General features: G+C 70.8%; 17 protein-coding genes. 14 read left to right on the top strand and 3 right to left on the bottom strand.

The genetic code is table 11. The features are described from left to right. The first annotated feature begins 64 nt into the window (after positions 1-64). From LPA41_RS33240 to LPA41_RS33265, 6 genes are read left to right on the top strand one after another with little or no spacing between them, the layout of a single operon-like run. Positions 65-1,075, top strand: coding sequence for a LacI family DNA-binding transcriptional regulator (locus tag LPA41_RS33240; protein WP_229075078.1), 1,011 nt, complete (start codon positions 65-67; stop codon positions 1,073-1,075). A gap of 59 nt (positions 1,076-1,134) precedes the next feature. Beyond that, positions 1,135-2,622: an alpha-N-arabinofuranosidase gene (locus tag LPA41_RS33245; protein ID WP_229075079.1), complete on the top strand. Its 1,488-nt coding sequence runs from the start codon at positions 1,135-1,137 to the stop codon at positions 2,620-2,622. Next, on the top strand, positions 2,619-3,953 hold the full coding sequence (locus LPA41_RS33250; RefSeq protein ID WP_229075080.1) for an ABC transporter substrate-binding protein: 1,335 nt from the start codon (positions 2,619-2,621) through the stop codon (positions 3,951-3,953). Before LPA41_RS33245 ends, LPA41_RS33250 begins: the two co-directional genes overlap by 4 nt. Positions 3,954-3,955: 2 nt before the next feature. Continuing rightward, entirely contained in the window at positions 3,956-4,876 is a 921-nt protein-coding gene (locus tag LPA41_RS33255; RefSeq protein WP_229075081.1) for a carbohydrate ABC transporter permease, read from the top strand. 4 nt (positions 4,877-4,880) lie between these two features. After that, on the top strand, positions 4,881-5,708 hold the full coding sequence (locus LPA41_RS33260; RefSeq protein ID WP_229075082.1) for a carbohydrate ABC transporter permease: 828 nt from the start codon (positions 4,881-4,883) through the stop codon (positions 5,706-5,708). A 2-nt stretch (positions 5,709-5,710) separates the two neighbouring features. Continuing rightward, positions 5,711-7,471, top strand: a complete 1,761-nt coding sequence (locus LPA41_RS33265; protein ID WP_229075083.1) for a family 43 glycosylhydrolase — start codon at positions 5,711-5,713, stop codon at positions 7,469-7,471. A 152-nt stretch (positions 7,472-7,623) separates the two neighbouring features. On the opposite strand, the gene LPA41_RS33270 is transcribed toward LPA41_RS33265, so the two are convergent. Further along, the gene (locus LPA41_RS33270) at positions 7,624-10,353 is read right to left on the bottom strand and encodes a helix-turn-helix domain-containing protein (RefSeq protein ID WP_229075084.1); all 2,730 of its coding nucleotides are present in this window, start codon (positions 10,351-10,353) and stop codon (positions 7,624-7,626) included. A 176-nt stretch (positions 10,354-10,529) separates the two neighbouring features. Here LPA41_RS33270 and LPA41_RS33275 point away from each other — a divergent pair, with 176 nt between their 5' ends. From LPA41_RS33275 to LPA41_RS33290, 4 genes are all read left to right on the top strand, one after another. Further along, on the top strand, positions 10,530-11,744 hold the full coding sequence (locus tag LPA41_RS33275) for a glycosyltransferase family 4 protein (RefSeq protein WP_229075085.1): 1,215 nt from the start codon (positions 10,530-10,532) through the stop codon (positions 11,742-11,744). Positions 11,745-11,777: 33 nt separating this feature from the next. Further along, a complete protein-coding gene (locus LPA41_RS33280) occupies positions 11,778-12,515 on the top strand; it encodes a helix-turn-helix transcriptional regulator (protein ID WP_229075086.1) in 738 nt (245 codons plus the stop codon). 444 nt (positions 12,516-12,959) lie between these two features. Beyond that, entirely contained in the window at positions 12,960-13,625 is a 666-nt protein-coding gene (locus LPA41_RS33285; RefSeq protein WP_229075087.1) for a hypothetical protein, read from the top strand. A 24-nt stretch (positions 13,626-13,649) separates the two neighbouring features. Next, positions 13,650-13,928, top strand: coding sequence for a hypothetical protein (locus LPA41_RS33290; RefSeq protein WP_229075088.1), 279 nt, complete (start codon positions 13,650-13,652; stop codon positions 13,926-13,928). A 163-nt stretch (positions 13,929-14,091) separates the two neighbouring features. Here LPA41_RS33290 and LPA41_RS33295 read toward each other — a convergent pair whose 3' ends face one another. Next, positions 14,092-14,808: a GAF and ANTAR domain-containing protein gene (locus LPA41_RS33295; protein ID WP_229075089.1), complete on the bottom strand. Its 717-nt coding sequence runs from the start codon at positions 14,806-14,808 to the stop codon at positions 14,092-14,094. Between the two features lie 152 nt (positions 14,809-14,960). Between LPA41_RS33295 and LPA41_RS33300 the strand changes: the two genes are divergently transcribed. The 3 genes from LPA41_RS33300 to LPA41_RS33310 all read left to right on the top strand — a co-directional run bounded on the left by LPA41_RS33300 (position 14,961) and on the right by LPA41_RS33310 (position 18,404). Continuing rightward, positions 14,961-16,757, top strand: coding sequence for a thiamine pyrophosphate-requiring protein (locus LPA41_RS33300; RefSeq protein WP_229075090.1), 1,797 nt, complete (start codon positions 14,961-14,963; stop codon positions 16,755-16,757). A 61-nt stretch (positions 16,758-16,818) separates the two neighbouring features. Then, positions 16,819-18,057 carry a PP2C family protein-serine/threonine phosphatase gene (locus LPA41_RS43120; RefSeq protein WP_229075091.1) on the top strand — a complete coding sequence of 413 codons (1,239 nt, stop codon included), beginning with the start codon at positions 16,819-16,821 and terminating at the stop codon, positions 18,055-18,057. Then, on the top strand, positions 18,057-18,404 hold the full coding sequence (locus LPA41_RS33310) for an STAS domain-containing protein (RefSeq protein ID WP_229075092.1): 348 nt from the start codon (positions 18,057-18,059) through the stop codon (positions 18,402-18,404). The genes LPA41_RS43120 and LPA41_RS33310 overlap by 1 nt, the downstream gene beginning before the upstream one ends. Positions 18,405-19,192: 788 nt before the next feature. On the opposite strand, the gene LPA41_RS33315 is transcribed toward LPA41_RS33310, so the two are convergent. Next, positions 19,193-20,524 carry an ROK family transcriptional regulator gene (locus tag LPA41_RS33315; protein WP_229075093.1) on the bottom strand — a complete coding sequence of 444 codons (1,332 nt, stop codon included), beginning with the start codon at positions 20,522-20,524 and terminating at the stop codon, positions 19,193-19,195. Between the two features lie 86 nt (positions 20,525-20,610). Between LPA41_RS33315 and LPA41_RS33320 the strand changes: the two genes are divergently transcribed. After that, positions 20,611-21,417 (top strand): LacI family DNA-binding transcriptional regulator, encoded by an 807-nt coding sequence (locus LPA41_RS33320; RefSeq protein ID WP_229075094.1) that lies wholly within the window; start codon positions 20,611-20,613, stop codon positions 21,415-21,417. Positions 21,418-21,550: the final 133 nt, after the last annotated feature.

Here is a 21,550-nt window from a genome sequence, read left to right on the forward strand (position 1 = left end):
TATAACACCGCACCGTGTCAAGAGGGCGGGCCGGCGGGGATTGCCAACGTTGTATAGTTCGGGCGTGCCGCCGGGCCTGAAGGATGTCGCCGCGCGGGCGGGTGTGTCGATCAAGACGGTCTCCAACGTGGTGAACGGTTACGTCCACGTCGCCCCGGACACCCGCGCCCGGGTGCAGGCGGCCATCGACGCGCTGGGCTACGTGCCGAACGTCGCGGCCCGTCAGTTGCGCAGCAAGCGGTCCGGAGTGATCGCGCTGGCCGTGCCGGAGCTGCAGTCGCCCTACTTCGCCGAGGTGGCGGGCCTGATCGTGCAGGCGGCCGAGCGGCGGTCGTGGACGGTGCTGATCGACCAGACCGACGGGCACGCCGAGCGGGAGCGCAACCTGGTGGCGGGGTTGCGCCGGCACGCCATCGACGGGTTGATCTTCAGTCCGCTGGCGCTGACCGGCGAGGAGCTGGCGCGCGGCGGCGAGACGCCGATGGTGCTGCTGGGGGAGCGGGTGTGGCACGGCCCCGCCGATCACGTGGCGATCGACAACACGGCCGCCGCGGCGGACGCCACCCGGCATCTGTGCGCGCTGGGCCGGCGCAATGTCGCGGCGATCGGCGCGCAGGACTTCGCGTCGGCGACGACCGCGCACCAGCGGCTGGCGGGTTACCGGGCCGCGCTCGACGAGGCTGGTCTGCCGTTCGATCCGCGGCTGGTGGCCCGGGTTGACCGGTTCCACCGGGCCGACGGCGCGGCCGCGATGGCCGCGCTGCTGGACCGTCCGCGCCGGCCGGACGCGGTGTTCTGCTTCAACGACCTGCTGGCGCTGGGTGCGATCCGGACCCTGCTGGAGCGTGGTGTCCGGGTTCCGGAGGAGGTGGCCGTGATCGGGTTCGACGACATCGAGGACGGCCGGTTCAGCACGCCGACGCTGAGCACCGTCGCGCCGGACACGGCACGGATCGCCCATCTGGCGGTCGACCTGCTGGCGGAGCGGCTCGGCGGGGACGCGGTGGCGGCGACGCCGGCCCGGGAGGTGCGGGTCCAGCACCGGCTCGTGGCCCGGGAGAGCACCGCTCGCTGATCATCGAAGCATTTAACCAGTTCTTTACAACGCGGCTTCCAACGTTGTAAAAGTGACTCATGACAGTGGCTCGGCTCACACTCGACCCATCGTTCACCGTCGGTCCGGTCGACCGCCGCCTCTTCGGCTCGTTCGTCGAGCACATGGGGCGCTGCGTCTACACCGGCGTCTTCGAGCCCGGGCACCCCGGCGCCGACGACGGCGGGCTGCGCACCGACGTGCTGGAGCTCGTCCGCGAGCTGGGGGTCACCACGGTGCGCTACCCGGGCGGCAACTTCGTCTCGGGGTACCGGTGGGAGGACGGTGTCGGCCCGGTGGGTGACCGGCCGCGCCGGCTGGACCTGGCCTGGCGCTCGATCGAGAGCAACGCGTTCGGCCTCAACGAGTTCATGCGCTGGGCCGGTCTGGCCGGCGTGGAGCCGATGATGGCGGTGAACCTCGGCACCCGGGGCGTCGCCGAGGCGGCCGAGCTGGTGGAGTACTGCAATCTCGACACCGGCACCGCCGCCGCGGACCTGCGCCGCAAGCACGGCGTCGCCCGGCCGCACGACATCCGGATGTGGTGCCTGGGCAACGAGATGGACGGTCCCTGGCAGATCGGCAACCTGACGGCCGAGGAGTACGGGCGGCTCGCCGCCCGCGCCGGGCACGCCATGCGGCGCGTCGACCCGGGTATCGAACTTGTGGCGTGCGGCAGCTCCGACGGGGACATGCCGACGTTCGCGGCGTGGGAGGCGACGGTCCTGGAGCACGCCTACGACCAGGTCGACTACCTCTCGCTGCACTCCTACTACGACCCCGAGCGGTACGACGAGGCCAGCTTCCGCGCCTCCGCGGTGCACCTGGACGAGTTCGTCGACGCCGTGGTCGCCACCGCCGACTTCGTGCGCGCGAAACTGCGCCGCACCAAGAGGATCCGGCTCGCCCTCGACGAGTGGAACGTCTGGTACAAATCGCGGCTCGTGGAGCCGGAGGACCGGGACATCGAGGACACCCCGGCGCTGATCGAGGACGAGTACACCGTCACCGACGCGATGGTCGTCGGCAACCTGCTGATCAGCATGCTGCGGCATGCCGACCGGCTCACTGTCGGCTGCCAGGCCCAACTGGTCAACATCATCGCCCCGATCCGTACGCTGCCCGGCGGTCCCGCCTGGCGGCAGACGATCTTCCATCCCTTCGCACACACCGCCCGGCTGGCCCGCGGCACCGTCCTGCTGCCCGCGATCACCGGGCCGGCCATGACCACCGGGCACTACGGCGAGGTCCCCGCGGTCGACGCCGTCGCCACCGTGGACGGCACCGCGTTGACCGTTTTCGCCGTGAACCGCGGCACCGAACCGATTCCCCTGCACATCGACCTGCGCGCGTTCCCCGGGCACCGTCCCGGCGAGCACCTCGTGCTGGCGGCGGACGACCACCGGCTGACGAACACCGCGGCGGACCCGCAGCGGGTCACGCCCGATGTCCGGCGCAGCAGCACCGAGGTCCTGTTGCCCCCGGTCTCCTGGCACGCGCTCAGCTTCACCATCGAGGAGAAACCGTGAACGCACATCTGACCCGCCGCGGCCTGCTCGGCCTCGGCGCCGGCGCCGGCGGTGCCGTGCTGCTCGGCGCCTGCGGTGACAGCGGGCCCAACGAGAAGGTCACCGGGGGCGGCCAGAACGCGGCGCCGGCGGCGACCGCCTACACCGGGCCGAACGTCACGCTCGCCTTCTGGAACGGGTTCACCGGCGGCGACGGCGCGTTCATGAAGACGCTCGTCGAGCAGTTCAACGCCGAGCACCCGAACATCAAGGTGTCGATGAACGTCTACCAGTGGGTCGACTACTACCAGAAGGTCCCCGCCGCCGTCGCCAGCGGCAACGGCCCCGACCTGGGCATCATGCACGTGGACAGCGTCGCTACGAACGCCGCCCGCGGGGTGATCCTGCCGCTGGACGACCTGGCGAAGTCGCTGAACCTGACCGAGGCCGACTTCTCGCCGCCGGTGTGGCAGGCCGGCGTCTACAACGAGAAGCGGTACGGGGTGCCGCTCGACGTCCACCCGCTCGGCCTGTTCTACAACAAGGAGGTCATGGAGAAGGCCGGTCTCGACCCGGCGAAGCCGCCGGCCACCAACGACGAGTACATGGCCGCGCTCGACACGATGAAGTCCGCCGGCATCCAGGGCAGCTGGGCCACCCCTTTCCAGTTCACCGGCAGCATGTGGTTCCACAGCCTGCTCTGGCAGTTCGGCGGTGACCTGTTCGATGCGGGCGCCCAGAAGGCGACGTTCGCCCAGGACCCGGGCGTGCAGGCGCTCACCTGGTACACCGACCTGGTCAAGAAGGGCTACAGCCCGCGCAACGTCGCGCAGGACGCCGACCTGGTGTCGCTGCGCAACGGCAAGAACGCGCTGAACTGGAACGGCATCTGGACGGTCAACACCCTCGCGCAGGACAAGAACCTGCAGTGGGGTGCGGCGCCGGTGCCGCAGATCGGCACCCAGAAGGCGGTGTGGGCGGGCTCGCACCAGTTCGTGCAGTTCAAGCAGCGCAGCCAGGACGACAACAAGCTGACCGCCGGCAAGGTCTTCATCAACTGGATCAGCCAGAAGTCGCTGGAGTGGGCCAAGGGCGGGCAGGTGCCGGCGCGCAAGGACGTCCGGGAGAGCGCCGGGTTCAAGGCTCTGCCGGAGCAGGCGGCCCTGGCACAGCAGATCGACTACGTGCACTACCCGCCGTCGGTGCCGGGCATCGGGGACGCGCTGAACACCGTGGTCACCGCGGTCAACGAGTCGGTGCTGCTGCGCAAGGAGCCGGCCAAGGCGCTGTCCGACGCGGCGGCCAAGGCCGATCAGATCCTCGAGCAGAACCGCAAGAAGTACGGCGGCTGACCATGACCATGCTCCAGGAACGGGAGCAGACCGAGGGCGGGCAGGTGTCCCCGGGGATGCGGCGTAACGCGTCGTTCACCCCGTACCTCTTCCTGTTACCCTATTTCCTGCTCTTCGGCACGTTCATGCTGGCGCCGGCGGTCTACGGGCTGTGGATCAGCCTGCACGACTGGGACTACCTGCTGCCCGGCAAGCCGTTCGTCGGGCTGGACAACTATCAGGCGTTGTTCGACCCGGCGTCGGCGGTCTACGACTTCTTCTGGCAGTCGATGCAGGCCACCGGCGTATTCACGGCCCTGAGCGTGCCGTTGCTGCTGGTGGCGCCGCTGGCCGTGGCGCTGCTGCTGAACCGCAGCTTCCCCGGCCGCACGTTCTTCCGGGCCACCTACTTCGCGCCGTACGTGCTCGGCGTGGCGGTCATCGGTGTGCTGTGGCGGTTCCTGCTCGACCCGAACCTGGGTGCGGTGAACGCGCTGCTCGGCGGCAGCACGCCGTGGACCACCGACCTGCCGTGGGCCTGGTTCTCCCTGGTCGGGGTCACCGTGTGGTGGACCCTGGGGTTCAACGCGGTGATCTACCTGGCCGGGCTCCAGGACATCCCGCGCGAACTCTACGAGGCCGCCCGCATCGACGGCGGCGGCAAGTGGGCCGAGTTCCGGCACGTGACGCTGCCCGGGTTGCGGCCGGTGCTGCTCTTCGTCGTGATCAACACAGTGTTGCAGGCGGCCAACATGTTCGGTCAGTCCTATCTGATCACGCAGGGCGCGCCGGGTGTGGAGACCCGTACGGCGATCATGTATATCGCCCAGACCGGTCTGCGCGACTTCAAGATGGGCAGCGCGGCGGCGATGAGTTACCTGCTCACCCTGGCCCTGCTGGCGATCAGCCTGATCATTTTCCGCCTCTTCCGGACCAGGGATTGATGCCATGAGCCGCGTCCGAGGTATTGCCTGGTACACCGTCCTGCTCGGCCTCAGCCTGATCTTCATCGCCCCGCTGGTGTGGATGCTGCTCACGTCGATCAAGACACCGGGGGAGGCGACCCAGCTTCCGCCGACCGTGCTGCCGCAGGACCCCACCACCGAGGCGTACGGCACGCTGTTCGAGACCGGCTCGCAGACCCCGGTGCTGCGCTGGTTCCTCAACAGCATGCTCGCCGCCACCGGGCAGGCCGTCCTGGTGCTGATCGTGGCGTCGATGGCCGCCTATCCGCTGGCCCGCATGCAGTTCCGGGGCAAGAATTTGTTCTTCGGCATGATCCTGGCGACCCTGTTCGTGCCGATCTTCACGCTGATCATCCCGAATTTCCTGATCATCGACCGGCTCGGCTGGCTGGACACCCTGTGGGCGCTGATCGTGCCCGGTGCGGCGAGCGCGTTCGGCGTGTTCTTCCTGCGCCAGTTCTTCGAGAGCCTGCCCCGGGAACTCGAGGAGGCCGCCGTGCTGGAGGGCGCCAACGCGTGGCAGGTCTTCACCAAGGTGATCCTGCCGCTGTCCAAACCCGGACTCGCCACGCTGGCGCTGATCAGCTTCCTGTCCAACTGGAACGACTTCATCTGGCCGATCTACGTGCTGTTCAGCCCGGAGAGCTTCACGCTGCCGCCCGGCCTCGGCATCCTCCAGGGCGCATACACGATCAACTACCCGGTGGTGATGGCCGGTGCGGCGATCGCCAGCATCCCGGCGCTGCTGCTCTTCGTGCTGGCGCAGCGCTACATCATCGAAGGCGTCTCCCGTTCCGGTCTGAAGGGATGACCATGCGCTTCCTCGTGGTTCTGCTGGCCACGGCCGGGCTCCTCACGCCTGCCGCGGCGCGTGCCGACGACCGCACCACCTACACCAACCCCGTGTCGGCGAGCTTCGCGGACACCTTCGCCGACCCGGTGATCATCCCCGGCGAGAACCGGGACTGGTACGCCTACGGCACCAGCGACCCGCTCCGCGAAGGGGAGGGTACGCCGCACCGCATCCCGATGGCCCGGTCCACCGACCTGGTGAACTGGTCGTACCTCGGTGACGCGTTCGGTGCCGGCCAGTTGCCGTCCTACGCCCGCCCGACCGCCGCTCTCTGGGCACCGGACGTGCGCAAGGCCGGCAAGGGCTACGTCATGTACGTGACCGTCACCGAGACCGAACCCGACGGCGCGTCCGCGATCGGCGTGGCCACCGCACCGGCACCCACCGGCCCGTGGACGTTCGCCGCCGAACCTGCCGTGCCACCGCGCGCTGCCCCGGACGGCGGATGGTGGTGGACGTTCGACCCGGCGCAGCTGACCACACCGGACGGCACCCGCTACCTCTACTACGGCAGCTACTTCGGCGGCATCTGGGTCTCCCGGCTCAGCGCCGACGGCCTGCGCACCGTCGGCGAACCCACCCGGGTCGCGATCGACAACAAGTTCGAAGGGGCGTACGTGGTGCGCCGCGCCGGCTGGTACTACCTGTTCGCCTCGTCCGCGAACTGCTGCGCCGGCCCGACCACCGGCTACTCCGTCTCGGCCGGCCGGTCGCGCAGCCCGCTCGGCCCGTTCGTGGACCGCGACGGCCAGTCCCTGAACGTGTCCCGCGCCGGCGGCACCCCGGTGATCGCCCCGAACGGCAACCGCTGGGTCGGCACCGGCCACAACGGGCTCGTCACCGACCGGGCCGGCCAGGACTGGCTGGTCTACCACGCCATCGACCGTGCCGACCCCTACCTGGACGAGCCGTTCGGCGTCAACGAGCGGCCCATGCTGCTGGACCGCCTCGACTGGATCGGCGGCTGGCCGACGGTGAACGCGGGCGCCTGGGCCTCGGAACGACAGGTGCGCGCACCCGGCCGGCACCTCGGCCCGGTCCGGCCGGCCCCGGTGCCGCAGCCCGGCCGGCTGCTGCGCGGTTCCTCCGACGACTTCGACTCCGCCGGCCTCGGCGCGGGCTGGGACTTCGTGCGCCCGGACGCCGCCGTCACGGTCGGTGGCGGGCGGCTGCGCTGGCCGGTGCAGGGCGCCGACCTCACCGGTGACTCCAACAGCGCGGGCGTCCTGCTCCGCGACCCGCCGGACGGTGCCCGCTCCGGCTCCGGCGCCGGCGCCGGCTCCCGGACCGGTTCCTGGATCGCCGAGACGAAGGTGACCCTGGACCTGGGCGAGGACACGGTGCGCAACTTCCAGCAGGCGGGCCTCATCGCGTACGTGGACGACGACCACTTCGCCCGCCTGTCCACCGTGGCCATCTGGAACACCCGGCAGGTCGAGTTCGGCAAGGAGATGCCGTTCGCCGGCGCCACGTCCTACGGCGGCACCATCGCCGGCACCCCCGGCCGCACCACCACCTGGCTGCGCCTCGCCCACCGCCTCGACAAGTCCGGCGAACACGAGTACCGCGCCGGCGTGAGCCGCGACGGCCGGACCTGGACCTGGGGCGGCGTCTGGACGCTGCCGGCGGACACCACCCCGCGCATCGGCCTGGTCGCCCACGGCGGCGCCGACCCCGCGGTCACCGCCGAGTTCGACCACCTGCGGTTCTACAACTGGTGACAGCGGCCGCCGCGGACGCGGGAGCACGGGTACGCCGAAGGGCCGCCCGTGCTCTCCGCACGGCGGCCCGGGAGGGCGCCGTCCCGCCGGAGGTCCCTCGGTGCGTCACCGCCCGCCGGCGGTGACGCACCCGGTGTCGGCCCGATTGATGATCATGTGCCCAGGCGGTGCAGCAGTGCGTCGGCCCGGTCGACGCCCGCTGCGGAGATGCTCAGCAGCAGGGCGCGTGCCGCCTGGGCTGCCGCTCGGGCCTCGTCGGTCCGGCCGAGTTGTGCCAGCGCCTCGGCCGTGCCCAGCCTGGCCTCGGCTTCTTCCAATGGTGTGGCCACCTCGAGAGCGACCGCGAGCGCCGACTCGTGGGCACGCACCGCTTCCCCGGGACGGCCCGCCATGGATTCCAGCCGGCCGAGGGAGTTGTCGACCGCTGCCTGACCCAGCCGTTCCTTCAGGGACCGGTAGAGGTCGCGGGCCTCGACGAGCCGGCTGCGGGCGTCGTCCAGCCGCTGTGCTGTGACGAGCAGGTCACCGTACTCCTTCAGGGCACAGGCCCGGCCCAGGTCTTCGCCGATCTGGTCGTACAGCTCGATGGATTCGGCGAAAGCCGTCTCGGATTCGTCGATGTGGCCGAGTTCGCGCAGCGCGGCCCCGGTGTCGATGAGGATCTCGGCTTCCAGCGATCGGTCGGCGAGCCGCCGGGTGAGCTCGCGTGCCTCGTCGAGCCGGCGCAGGGCGTCCTCGTGGCGGCCCATCAGCCGCAGGACACTGCCCAGTTTGGTGGTCGCCTGTGCCTCGACCAGCGGCAGGTCGAGTTCCCGGCCCAGGTCGCGGGCCCGTTCCAGGGCATCGATCGCCTCGGCGTAGCGGTCCATGAAGTACCAGGTGTTGCCGAGGTTGCGCAGCACGCTTGCGAGCCCTGGCTCGTCGCCGAGCCGCTCGTAGTGGGTACGGGCTTCGGAGAGCAGCGCCACGGCCTCGTCGTAGTGGTCGAGCAGGTAATGCAGGGTGCCGAGCTCGAGCAGGGCGTTCGCGACGTCGTGTTCGTCACCGGCGGCGCGTGCCAGGCCGAGGGCGGCCTGATAGTCGGCCCGGGCCTGGTCGTAGCCGCCGAGCAGCATCCGCACGGTGCCGCGTTCCAGCAGGCTGTCCACGTCGCTGGGCAGGTCGTCCAGCACGGTGAGCGCGGCGTCGTAGTCGCCGTGGTTGCGCAGTGCGATCGCCAGTTCGAGCCGGGCGCGCTCGGCGTGCCGGGTCTCGCCGAGCGCCGCCGCCGCTTCGGCGGCCCGCTGCTGCAACCGGATCACCGTGTCCCACGGGCCGGTCCGGCGCAGGTGGCAGGAGATGGCCGTGGTCATCCGCACCAGCCGAGGTGATCGGTCATCGAGGACGCCGAGACAAGCGATGACATTGGCGCGGTCGGCCGACAGCCAGGTCACGGCCTGCCGCCGGTCGCCGATCGGCGGGATGGAGCCGGTGAAGAACGACGGCGGAGCCGGATCGTCCCGGCGCGGCGTCAGGTGCCGATCGGCGAGCCATGACACCTGCTCGTAGTAGTCGAACAGGGCCCCGCGGGCCCGCTCCCGATCGTTCTCGGCGACCTCCTTGTTGAGTTCGTCAAGGTAGTCGCGGACGAGGTCGTGCATCTGGAACCTGCCGTAGACGTACTCGTCGACGAGATTGTCCCCGTACAGGCCTTCCAGGTGGGCCACGCCATCGTCGACCGGTAGCGCGCACAGTGCGGCGGCGGCGTAGCCGTCGACGTCCGCACCCGGATGCAGACCCAGGGTGCGGAAGAAGCGGCGCTGCTCGGCGTCCAATGCGTCGAACGACAGGTGGAGTGCCGCGGTCACCTCCACGTTGCGTACCCGCAGTTCCGATAATCGCCGGTGCTCCGCGCCGAGCCGGCGGGCCAGTTCCGCGACGCTGAGGGCTCTCCGGTTACGGATCCTGGCCGCAGCCAGCGAGATTGCCAGCGGCAGGTGGCCGCAGAGTCGTACCACCTCGTCGACCGGACTGTCCTCGGGAAGGTCACGGCCGACGACGCGCCGGAACATCTCCGCGGCCTCGTCCGGTGGCAGGACGTCGAGGGCGACGGTGGCCGCCTCCAGTTCGACGAGTCTGCGGCGGCTGGTGACCAGGACGAGGGTGTGCGGTCCGTTGGGCAGCAGCGGCGTCACCTGGCCGGCGTCGATCGCATTGTCGAGGACGAGAAGCGCCCGCTGGCCGGCCATGCGAACGCGCCACAGGGCAGCCCGTTCGTCGAGGGTCGCCGGGATCGCGCCAGCTGGCACCCCGACAGCTTTCAGTAGTTGTTCCAGGGCCTCCCCGGCGGTCAGCGGTGACCGGTCGGAGGTGTAGCCGTGCAGATCGATGAAGAGCCGGGTATCCGGAAACTGCCGGCCGAGCCGATGTGCGGCGTGGTTGGCGAATGCGGTCTTGCCGACGCCCGGCTTGCCGTCGACCGCATGTACGGCGATCACCGTCCCGGCCGACCGGGCGGTCTCCACGGCGGTCCGCAGCCGGTCGAGTTCGGCCGCCCGGCCGGTGAAGGTGGGCAGGTCACGTCGAAGCTGGTTCGCCAGTGGCACGCCGGGCGCCGGCGTGTCGACGTGTTGCAGCGTCCGCAGCGCGGTGTACAGGGAATTGATGTCGGCGCGCCGCTCGTCCCGCTCGCCCGCCGTGGCGTCGAGCAGTTCCAGGCAGGCGTCCACCCATGCCCGGATCACCTGCTCGTCGGGCAGGACCTTCCACTTGCCCGTCTCGAGGTTCGAGACCGTCGAGTTCCGGTAATTGATCATCCTGGCGATGTCGGTCTGGCGCAGGCCCGCGTCCTTGCGCAGCCGGGCGAGCCGATTACCCAGTTCCTTGCGTTCCGGTTCTGCCATCACGGCTCCTCGGTCTCCACGCGCGGGATTCCAGTGTGCTGCTGCCGGTCACAGGCTCGTGAACAGGGAGAACTCTGACCTCCGGGCGGTCCGTTCCAGAGTTGGGCGATCGGCCGCCGGTGGAACCGCATTCTCATTGCTGACGCGATCGAACAAGGTATCAGCGAGGAGCGATCATGGATGAGCCGGCAGAGAAGCCACGGGTACTCGCGATGAACTGCGAGTGGCCGGCGACCAAGGGCGGTATCCCGGCGTTCAACCGGTCTCTGGTGATCGCGCTCGCCGAGGCGGGGTTCCCGACCGCCTGCCTGGTGAACGCGCCGACGCGTGAGGACGTCGAGGAGGCGCAGGCGGCCGGGGTGACGATGATCGCGGCAGAACGGACGCCGGCCGGACCGTCCATGATGCTCGACTCCGAGAAGGTGCGCGCCTTCCGGCCACAGTTGGTGATCGGGCACGACCGCTTCACCGGTCCGGCCGCCTGGGTGCAGGTTCACCGCTATCACCCGGAAGCGGCTCTTGCACTCATCATGCATATCGCGCCGTCGGAGCTGGAGCGGTTCAAGGGCGCGCCCGGCGCCACGGCCAGGACGGAGGAGCGGGAGCGCATCACCCGGCGGATCGCTGCCGATGCGCAGATCGTCGCGGCTGTCGGTCCCCGGCTCCGGCGTTACGCCGAGGACCTGCTGGAGGACGGCTCCGGCGGGCGGCCGGTGCTGCAACTGGACCCGGGTCTGGGACCGACCACGGCGCGACGCCGGTCAGTACCTCCGAAGCGGCAGGTGCTCGTGCTCGGCCGGACCGATGACCGGGAACTCAAGGGCCTGGACATCGCGGCACGGGCCGTGGCCACTCTGCCCGGGCCGCCCGGACCCCCGGTCGGCCTGCTGGTCCGCGGCGCGGCCCCGGCCGAATGCGACGCCCTGCACCGCTCTCTGGTCGGCCTGTCCGGGCTCGCCCGGGAACGCCTCGACGTGCGGCCGTTCACGACGCACCAGGGCGAATTGCGCCGCGATCTGGCGCGCGCTCTTGTCTGCGTGATGCCGTCCCGCGTCGAAGGTTTTGGTCTGGTCGCCCTGGACGCGATCGCCGCCGGGACACCCTTGCTGGCCAGCGCCAAGAGTGGGGTCGCGGAGCTGTTGCGGAATCGCCTCGGCCGGCTCGCCGACCCGATGGTGGTGGACATCGTGGACGACCCGGAGACCGACGTGCGGGTCTGGCGGGCCGCTATCGACCGGGTCGTGGCCGACCCGGAGGCGGCATTCGGGCACGCCGAGGAAGTGCGTCGGCGCCTGTCCACCGGGCTGACCTGGCATCGCACCGCGACGGCGCTGGTCGCGGCGGTGCCGCACGGTGAGCGTGTCTGGTGCCGGGACGGATGCCTATGTTAAGGATGCGAAAGACTCCGAGACGAGGATGGTGCGATGCCCCGAGGCCGCCGCAGCGCTGCGGACATCCCGTCCGGGCCGGCCACGGATCTGGTGGCGCTGTTCCACCGGCTGGTGCGGGCCGGCACGCTTAACAACACCTCGATCGCGGCTCGGGCCGGCATGTCCCGCAGCTTCGTCGGTGAGCTGCTGAACGGGCGTAAGGCACCGATCCCGAGCACCGCCGCCCGCCTCGCCGCCGTGCTGGGTGCGAGTCCGGCCGAGGTGACCCTGGCGCGCCGGCTGGCCGAGCAACTGCGCGATCTGCGACGGTACGAGCGGGCCCGGGATGGCCGGGACGCGGAACGGGGCCCGGCCACCGACCTGTGGGGCATTTGCGTCGCCTTCGTGCTGGCGCTCGACACCGCACACAACGCGCTGCGGGAGTGTGCCCGTGGACGGCACGACGGCGCCCTGTCCGAGGCGGCCACCTTTGCCGTCCACGAGTCCGGTCTCTATGCCCAGCGGGAGCGCATGTTGCTCTCCGGCAGCCCGGAACTGGTCGCGGCAGCGGAGAAGGTGTTCCTCGCGCTCGTCGACATCCGCACCACGATCATGGGCGGTGCTGGTCTGGACGCGTCCGAGTACCACGCGGTGTACCACCCGTTCGCCGAGGCCATGTGGAACTTCCGCGGAGCTGTCCGTGCCGCGTTCGGGCAGGCCCCCCTCACCCCCGAACTGCTGATGCGGGCGGACTGGTCCGACCGGGACCAGTGCCGGCGTTACGGACCCTGACGGCGGTTCGCCGAACTTCACCCGACGAACCGCGCCGCCAGGTCGAATCCGCAGCTGCGGGCCGGCTCGGATGCGAGATGTTCGCTACGCGTCGCTGGCATTTGTCACCTGGTGCATCACCGGTCTTGGATGGCGGCAGATCGCAGAGCTGACCGGTCATCGGGTCCGGGCGATCGGCCGCGACGAGTCTCGTCCGCAGTGGACGATGCCGGGTCGGCCGATCGTCCATCCGCCGGCGAACGGTCGGGGCTTTCCCGGTCCCTGTCAGGTGAAAGCAACGCGCGACTCTGGCACGCGACAACTGTCGATGGCAATCTCGTGAGCCTCGGCCGGCCCGGAGAAACGTATTCGGACCGGCTGAAAGGTGCACGGCCCTGAAACTCCGGTGAGACCGAAGTGAAGGAGGCACACTGGATGGACTACGGCGCTGATTTCGTCGCAAGGATGGACCGTTTCGGGCGGTTCGTCTTCCCATTGATCGAAAGCAATGAGGACGCCGCCGATATCTGGGGTGGCACAGTGGCGCCGCTGTACCCGGTGGCGCAGGCCAACCCGGATGCGTTCGTGACGAATGTTGCCAAGGCGGTGATGCCGGCCGGTGGCTGGGCCGTTTATGGCGGCTCGCACCTGATCGCAGAACTCCTGGGATTCGATCACCGCAGCCCTGTGGCGGACGACCTGATGGGTGAGTCGCTGGAGTTCCTGCGGTCGCGAGGTGCGCCGAACTTGCATCTCACCGGATACGAGCACACGTTCTGGGTGACGCACCGCGGGCGGACCGAGCGGTGGCTGACCGGCCGCCCTAGGCCTACCGCGGCGGAGGCGCCCATCCCTGAGCTGCGGTCGGGTGAGGTGCGACTGCTGGCCCACCTGCACCCGGCCGTGGACTCGAACCTGGTGTTCGTGCGCCGGGGCGGCGACGGGTACGCAGCCGAGATCGATGCACGGTCCGGCGACGACGATCCCGGTCGTTCGCGGCACGAGTGGAAGATCGCCCCGGCGATCGACGACCTGTACTGGGAGATCGGGACGACGTTCCAGATCCCGACGTTCTGGTACGCCACGGAACTGGAGCCGTTCTTGCCGTTACCCCGGCCGCGACTCGACTGACACAAACCTATCGGAGGCTGTTCCGTGGAATGGATTCTAGTTCTCATCTATCTACTTGGCATGTTCATCGGCTCAATCGTCGTTCGCCACCGAGCTGGTGTGGGGCAGAGCCGGATCAAAATTCTCGGATCGACCGGATTCGGATTCATCTGGTTCTGGCGGATGACATTCGCGGTTGCTTTCTGGCCGATCACCCTCGTTGTCTGGCTGGCGCGCGGCCGCCCCGAACCGCACATTGTCTTCAACGAGCGCGCGGCGGAACGCCGACGCTTGATGAAGGAACGTGGAGAAGCGATTTCCTAGGAGGTGATTATGAAGTGCGCATGTGTTCAGGCGGGTAAACCGAAGTGTGCGTGGTGCAAGGAGGCGGAGGCGCACCGCATCCCGACGTCCCGTCACAACTGTCAGTGGGGCAGCTGCTCCTGAGCCGACCGGCATGTGTACCCGGTGACGGTGCTGGCGGCGGTCACAGGTCGCCGGCCAGCACCGTTTCGGCGAGCATGCGCAGGCCGTACCCGGAATCGGCTGCCATCGTGGTGAGCCGCAGGTAGGCGTCGTGCCGGGTCTCGCCGTGCCGCTCCATCAGCAGGTGCAGCGCCGCCTGGATCCGGGTCCGCGCCGTCAGTGCGGCGGTGAAGCCGGCCAGCAGTTCCCGGCCGCCGTCGTCAAGCGGTTCCCGCGTGCCGAAGCCGGCCGGCAGCTCCTGGTCCGGGTCGAAGGCGTCCCACACGCCGAAGATGAGCGGCGCCATCCGGGCGTCGTCGCGGCCGTGCAGGTTGAGGGCGGCGACCGCCGCCCCGCCGGCGGTGAACAGCGGCACGGACACGGTGGCGCGCAGTCCCAGCCGCAGAGCCTCCCGGGCGAAGCCGGGCCATCGCACGGTCGAGGCGAGGTCGGCCACGGCGGACGGCCGGCCCGAGGACAGCGCCTCGACGCACGGACCCTCCTTGTCGTCCCGCTGCACCTCTTCGAGGGCCCGGACGAGATCGCTGGTGACGGCGACGATCGTCGAGGCGCCGCCGCGGAACGCCGTGACCGAGGCGTAGTCGGCGGCGGCCACCCGGTCCACGCACAGCCGGGCGATGCGGTCCAGGTGTTCGTCGAGGCCGGGGGCCTCGTCCGGCGTCTCGGCCAGTTCGGCCAGGCTCCGGGCCAACGGGCCGTCCAGGGACTCTTCCCGCATGTCGCACCCTTCACCCGGCTCGTCGCCGCCGCTGGCCGGAAACCGACGACGCTGTCCCTGCTGTTTCCGGTGCCGGCAACGGCAAACCGAGGTTGATCCGATCGGGTGAGCGCGGGCCGTTTGAGCGCGGGCACGCCGGGCACGCACGCGACATGGCTGACCGTACAGTTTCTGACCTGCTCGTCCAGCGTCTCGGGCAGTGGGGTGTGGACCGGGTTTTCGGTTATGCCGGTGACGGCATCGATCCGATCCTGGGTGCCCTGCGCCGGGCCGGGGAGCCGGTGTTCGTGCAGGCCCGCCACGAGGAGATGGCGGCGTTCATGGCGGTCGGCCACGCGAAGTACACCGGTGGTCCCGGTGTCTGCCTGGCCACTCAGGGGCCGGGGGCGGTGCACCTGCTCAACGGCCTCTACGACGCCAAACTGGACGGCAAGCCGGTGGTGGCGATCGTCGGCCAGCAGGCGTCGACGGTGCTGGGCAGCGCCTACCAGCAGGAGATCGACCTGGTGCGCCTGTTCGGTGACGTGTGCGCCCAGTTCGTGCAGGCCGCGCACGCCCCCGAGCAGCTGCCGATGCTCATCGACCGGGCGTTCCGGACCGCCCTGGCGACCCGGAGCCCGACCTGCTTGATCCTGCCGCACGACGTGCAGAGCGCGCCGGCGCCGGACGAGCAGGCCCACCGGCACGGGGTGATGATGACCAGTCCCGGTCTGCGCCCCGCACGGGTGGTGCCGCACGAGCGGGACCTGCGGGCGGCGGCGGAGGTGCTCGCCGCCGGCGAGCGGGTGGCGATCATGGTGGGGCAGGGGGCGTACGGGGCCGCGGCCGACATCGTCGAACTGGCCGACCGGCTCGGCGCCGGGATCACCGCCTCGCTGCTCGGCAAGCCGGTGCTGGACGAGACGCTGCCGTTCCACACCGGTGTGATGGGACATCTGGGCACGACCGCCAGCGCCGAGCTGATGCGCAACTGCGACACGCTGCTGCTGATCGGCACCAACGACCCGTGGACCGAGTTCTACCCGGCGCCCGGCCAGGCGCGGGCCGTGCAGATCGACATCGACGGGCGGCAGCTCGGCGTCCGGTACCCGGTGGAGGTGCCGCTGGTCGGTGACGCGGCCGAGACCGTACGGGCGCTGCTGGACCTGGTCGAACCCACCACCGACCGGGCCTGGCGCGGCCGGGTCGAGGAATGGGTGGACCGCTGGCACCGGATCGCCGGGGCACGCGCGGCGGCTCTTGCCGAACCGGTGAACCCGCAACACGTGGTCCGGTCGCTGACCGGCCTGATCCCCGCGGATGCGCAGGTCGCGGTGGACGTCGGCTCGGTCGTCTACTGGTACGCCCGGCACCTGCGGCTGCCACCGGGTGTGCCCGCGCACCTGTCCAGCACCCTGGCATCGATGGGGTGCGGCCTGCCGTACGGGCTGGCCGCCAAACTCGCCGCCCCGGACCGGCCGGTGCTGGTGCTTGCCGGCGACGGCGCCATGCAGATGACCGGGCTGGCCGAACTGGTCACCGTCGCCGCGCGGTGGCGGGACTGGGCCGACCCCCGGTTCGTGGTGTGCGTGCTGAACAACCGGGACCTGGCCGAGGTCACCTGGGAGCAGCGTGAGATGGAGGGCGAACCGCGGTTCACCGCCTCGCAGGAGTTGCCGGACGTGCCGTACGCGCAGTACGCGGAGCTGCTCGGCCTGCGCGGCATCCGGGTCACCGCGGCCGACGCGATGGAGCCGGCCTGGGCGCAGGCGCTGGCGGCCGACCGGCCGGTGGTGATCGAGGTGGTGGTGGACCCGGCCGTGCCGCTGCTGCCGCCGGGACAGCCCTACGAGAAGGTGCGGGCCATGTACACCGGCCTGGCCGCCGAGGACAGCGCCACCGCCCGGCGGGCCGAGGCCCATCTGCGCCGGGAACGGGCCGACGAGGGTTACCAGGACCCGGCCGAGTGAGCACCCGACGTGTGTCGCGCGATCCGTGGCCGAAGCGCGGCGACGGTAATAGGGTTTCGCCGTGACCGAAACAGGCGAGGCCGAGTGGTACGCCGTACTCCGGAAGATCCTGAACGCCGCGCACCTGTGGCAGCCCGGCGACCTCGCAGAGCGGGTCGACGAGGCGCTGGCCGACGTGGGTCTGAGCGCGACCGTCTGGCTGATCGACTACGAGCAGGCCGCCCTGCACGCGCTGCCCCGGCCAGGACGGGAGACGCCGGCGCCGCTGCCGGTCGACGCGTCCCTGGCCGGGCGGGCGTTCGCGCGCGTCGCGACGATGCCCGGCGACGGCCCCCGGTGGTGGGTGCCGATGGTCGACGGCACCGACCGGATGGGTGTCGTCGAGTACCGGGCGCGCGGTCCCGCAGCTGCCGGCGACGAGACGTTCGTGCGCCGCTGCGAGATGGTCAGCGGACTGATCGGGCACCTGATCAACACCACCTCGGACCGAGGTGACCACCTGGACCGGGTGCGTCGTTCCCGGCCCATGTCCACCGCCTCGGAACTGCTGTGGCAACTGCTGCCCCCGCTGACGGCCAGCTGCGAGCGCGCCGTGATCAGCGCCGTCCTGCAGCCCTGCTACGAGGTCGGCGGGGACGGGTTCGACTACGCGCTGGACGACGACAGCGCGTACCTCGTGATCCTCGACGCCGTGGGCAAAGGGGTGCCCGCGGGCGTGGCCTGCGCGGTCGCCCTGGCCGCGATCCGGGCGAGCCGCCGGGCCGGTGGCGGCCTCGTCGAGCAGGCCCGCGCCGCCGACGCCGCCCTGATCGAACAGTTCCCGGAGGTCCGTTTCGTCACCGGGGTGCTGGCCGAGCTCCGCCTGGACACCGGCCGGCTGCGGTACGTGAACGCCGGCCACCCACGGCCTCTGCTGCTGCGTTCCGGCCGGCTGGTCAAGGAGATGGACGCGGCCCGCCGGCTGCCGCTGGGCCTGGACGATCCGGACGTCGAGGTCGCCGAGGAGGCGCTGGAACCGGAGGACCGGCTGCTGCTCTACACCGACGGGGTGACCGAGGCCCGGACACCCGAAGGCGACCAGTTCGGCCGGGACCGTCTGGTGGACCTGGTGGAGCGCAACGCCGCCGCCGGGCTGCCCGCACCGGAAACCCTGCGCCGGCTGTCCCACGCCGTTCTCGATCACCAGGGGGGCCCGCCCGATGACGACGCCACCCTGCTGATGGTGCAATGGTCGTCCGCCGCGGCACGCAGCGCCGTGCCCGAGGGCGCCCAGCCCACCGAAGAGGACGAGAGCCCTTGATGACCGACCAGATCCTGACGGCCACCACCGAGAAGATCTCCGAGTCGCTGGCCGTGGTGACCGCCGTCGGCGAGCTGGACCGGGGCAGCACGGGGATCCTGGGCGGCGCGGTCGACGCCACCGACGCCGTCCGGATCGTGGTGGATCTGAGCGGTGTCACGTTCTGCGACTCGGCCGCGCTGAACTACCTGGTCCAGCTGCACCTGCGGCTGACCGGGCAGGACGGCGTGCTCGCGGTCGCCGGTTCGCAGAGCTTCGTCCTGCGAACCCTGCGCGTGACAAACCTGGAGCGGTTGTTCCCGGTGCACGCGACGGTGGCCCAGGCGGTCGAGGCCCTGTCCTCCTGAGCCGCTCCGGCACGTGGCCATCCGGGGCCCCGCACGCTGATCGCCGCCCAGCCCGAACCTCCCTCGCACCAACCCCGTGGTCTTCCTGCCGGCCCCCGAAAGGGCCAGGCGCTGCGGGCGCTCTGGGCGCTGCGGGCGCTCTGGGCGATCTGGGCGATCTGGGCGCTTCAGGCGCTTCAGGCGCTTCAGGCGCTCAGGCGCTCCGGGCGCTCCGGGCGCTTCGGGCGCTCCAGGCGCTTTGTGTGTTCTTCAGGCGCTTTGTAGGTCCCGAGGAGGACACCACCTTCGGCATGTCCCGCTTCGGGTGTTTCGGGCGCTGGGCGCTCCGGCGTCTTCGGTGTCTTCGACCTCTCAGATGAACAGGACATTTCCGGCGAATGCCGACGTCTCAGGCGCCAGAGGCTGCGGAGGTGCCGTTCAGCTAGAGATGTTGATCTGCTAGCGGTGCGGAATCGCGGTTTCAGCCCCTTGATCACAGCAATTTCGCACCGCTAGCAGATCAACATCGCACCCGCCCGCAACGCAGCGAATCCCGGCACCACCACGCCGCACTACTCTGCCTCCCCCGCCGCCGCATCGACATCTGGCACGCCATGCCTCGCCCACTGCTGGCACAAAACAGCAGAAAAGCCCGGACTCGCTTCCTGGCGCCCACGGGGGATCCCCGCCGTGAACACCAGGTGGCTGAGGACTGGGGGCCGACGGTCGGGCCGAGCCGGGGCTTGGTCGAGGCCGGGGCTGGAGCTGGCTGGGGCTGAAGCTGGGCCGGGGATCGCAGGCGGCGGGGCTCAGCCGCTCGTGCCAGGGGTGTGGCCGGGTGCCACCGCCGCCTGGACGATCAGGGCCGCCGCGCCGATGCTAGCGGCGTCGCGGGGCTGTGCGGAGAGTTCCACCACGACCGGGTGGCGGCGGCGGGAGTGCGCGGTGCGGTCCAGGTGGGTACGCAGCCGCCGGGCGTAGATCGAGCCGGCCAGCGCGGCGCCGGGGCCGGTCAGGACGACGCGGCCCAGGTCGAGCAGGTTGACCATGGAGGTGGCAGCGACGGCGAGGTGGCCGGCCGCGCGGTCGAGCACCGCGAACGCGGCGGCGTCACCGGTGACGGCGGCCCGGGCGACCGCGTCGTAGGCGCTGGACATGGTGGCCGTGCCGACGGCGGACCCGCCGCCCGCACCAGGCGGTTCAGCCGAGGGCACGCCGCCATCAAGGGACCCGCCATCAAGGGACCCGCGATCCAGGGACCCGCGATCCAGGGACCCGCGATCCAGGGGCCCGCGATCAAGGGGCCCGCGATCCAGGGGCCCGCGATCCAGGGGCCCGCTGGCGAGGGGCAGGCCGGCGCGGGCCGCGTCGGCGACGACGGCGGCCATCGAGGCGTACCGTTCGACGCAGCCGCGGTTGCCGCACGGGCATTCCCGGCCGGCGTAGTCGATCGACACGTGGCCCAGTTCGCCGGCGTCGAAGCTGGCCCCGCGGAACAGGGCGCCACCGAAGACGAAGCCGGCGCCGATGCCGCTGCCCAGGTAGATGCAGCCGAACGCCTGTTCCCGGGACACCCGCCGGGACCAGAATTCGCCGAGGGCGGCCGCCGCCGCGTCGTTCTCCGCCATCACGGGCAGGCCGAGCCGGTCGGCCAGGCCGGCACGCAGCGCGGGCAGCCCGTCCGGGGCGGCGGAGTCGTCCGGGTACGGCGTGGGCGCGACGATCGCCAGGCCTTCGATGCGGCTCCGGGGGAGGTCGAGGCCGGCGGTGAAGTCGTCGAACTGCCTGGCGAGCCGGTCGGCCGGTGGGCGTGGCACGACTTCGCGGCCCACCACGCCGCCGGTGAGGTCGACGGCGACGCAGGTGAGGGTGTCGGGGCCGAGGTGGAACCCGATGCCGAACCGGTTGGCGGGCTTGATCGCGATGAGTTTGCGGGGTTTGCCGCGCACCGAGTCGGCGGAGCCGATCTCGTGGATGATGCCGTCGGCGATGAGGTCGCGGACGATGTTGGAGATCGACGGCTGGGTGAGGCCGGTCAGGTCGGCGAGTTCGACGCGGCTGATGGCCGCGGCGGAGCGGATGACGTCGACGATGAGTGCCCGGCTGCCGGGACCCGCGGCGGGCGCTTCACGACGTGCCATCAGAGGTACGGTCTCCGGGTCTTGTGCTGACAGGAACACCCTACCGGGAGGAACCGTTGTCTCAGGCGCCACGTCGGGTCGGGCTGGTGCTGGCACGCGCCGCGCAGGTGCTCGGCGAGGAACCCTACTACCACGAGTTCCTCGAGGGGCTGGAGCGGGTGCTGACGCCGGCCGGGGTGTCGGTGCTGGTGCAGGTGGTGACGGACCGGGCGGCCGAGTCGGCAACCTACGAGCGGTGGGCGCGGCAGCGGCGGGTGGACGGGGTGATCCTGGTGGACCTGGTGCTGGACGACGACCGGGCCGGGCTTGTCACGTCGCTGGGGTTGCCCGCCGTGGTGATCGGTGACCCGTCCACGGCGCAGGGGCTGCCGACGGTGTGGACCGACGACGCCGGGTTCGCCAAGGAGGCGATGGACTTCCTGGCCGGGCTGGGGCACGCGGTGATCGGGCATGTGACCGGGCCGCCGGGGCTGGTGCACACGCAGTTGCGGCAGAGCGGCCTGGCCGCGGAGGCGGCGGAGCGGGGGCGGACCCTGCTGGTGGCGGAGGGCGATTACTCGTTCGAGGGTGGCCGGGCGGCGGCGCTGCGGCTGTTCGCGGAGCGGCCGACCGCGATCGTGTTCGACAACGACGTGATGGCGCTGGGTGGTCTGGCTGCGGCGGCGGAGTCGGGGCTGCGGGTGCCGGTGGACCTGTCGGTGGTGGCGTGGGACGACTCGGCGCAGTGTCAGCTCGCCGTGCCGGCCCTGTCGGCGATGAGCCACGACGTGGAGCGCATCGGGGAACTGGCCGCGAACGCCCTGCTGGCGGCCATGGCGGGGGAGCCCGCAGCGGTCTATCAGGCGCCGTCGGCGCACATCGTGGTCCGGGACAGCACCCACCCCCTCCGGTGATCTGAGGTGCCGGCCCGGTCCGGCCGGAGCACATCTCCAGACTACATAAATTATTAATTTAACCTTGACGACACACGATGGGGCCGACCATGCTGGGCGCTCATCGGGCGGTCGACGCATCCGCTCGGATGAA

The organism is Actinoplanes sp. DH11 (genome assembly GCF_020873875.1).
Lineage (GTDB): Bacteria > Actinomycetota > Actinomycetes > Mycobacteriales > Micromonosporaceae > Actinoplanes.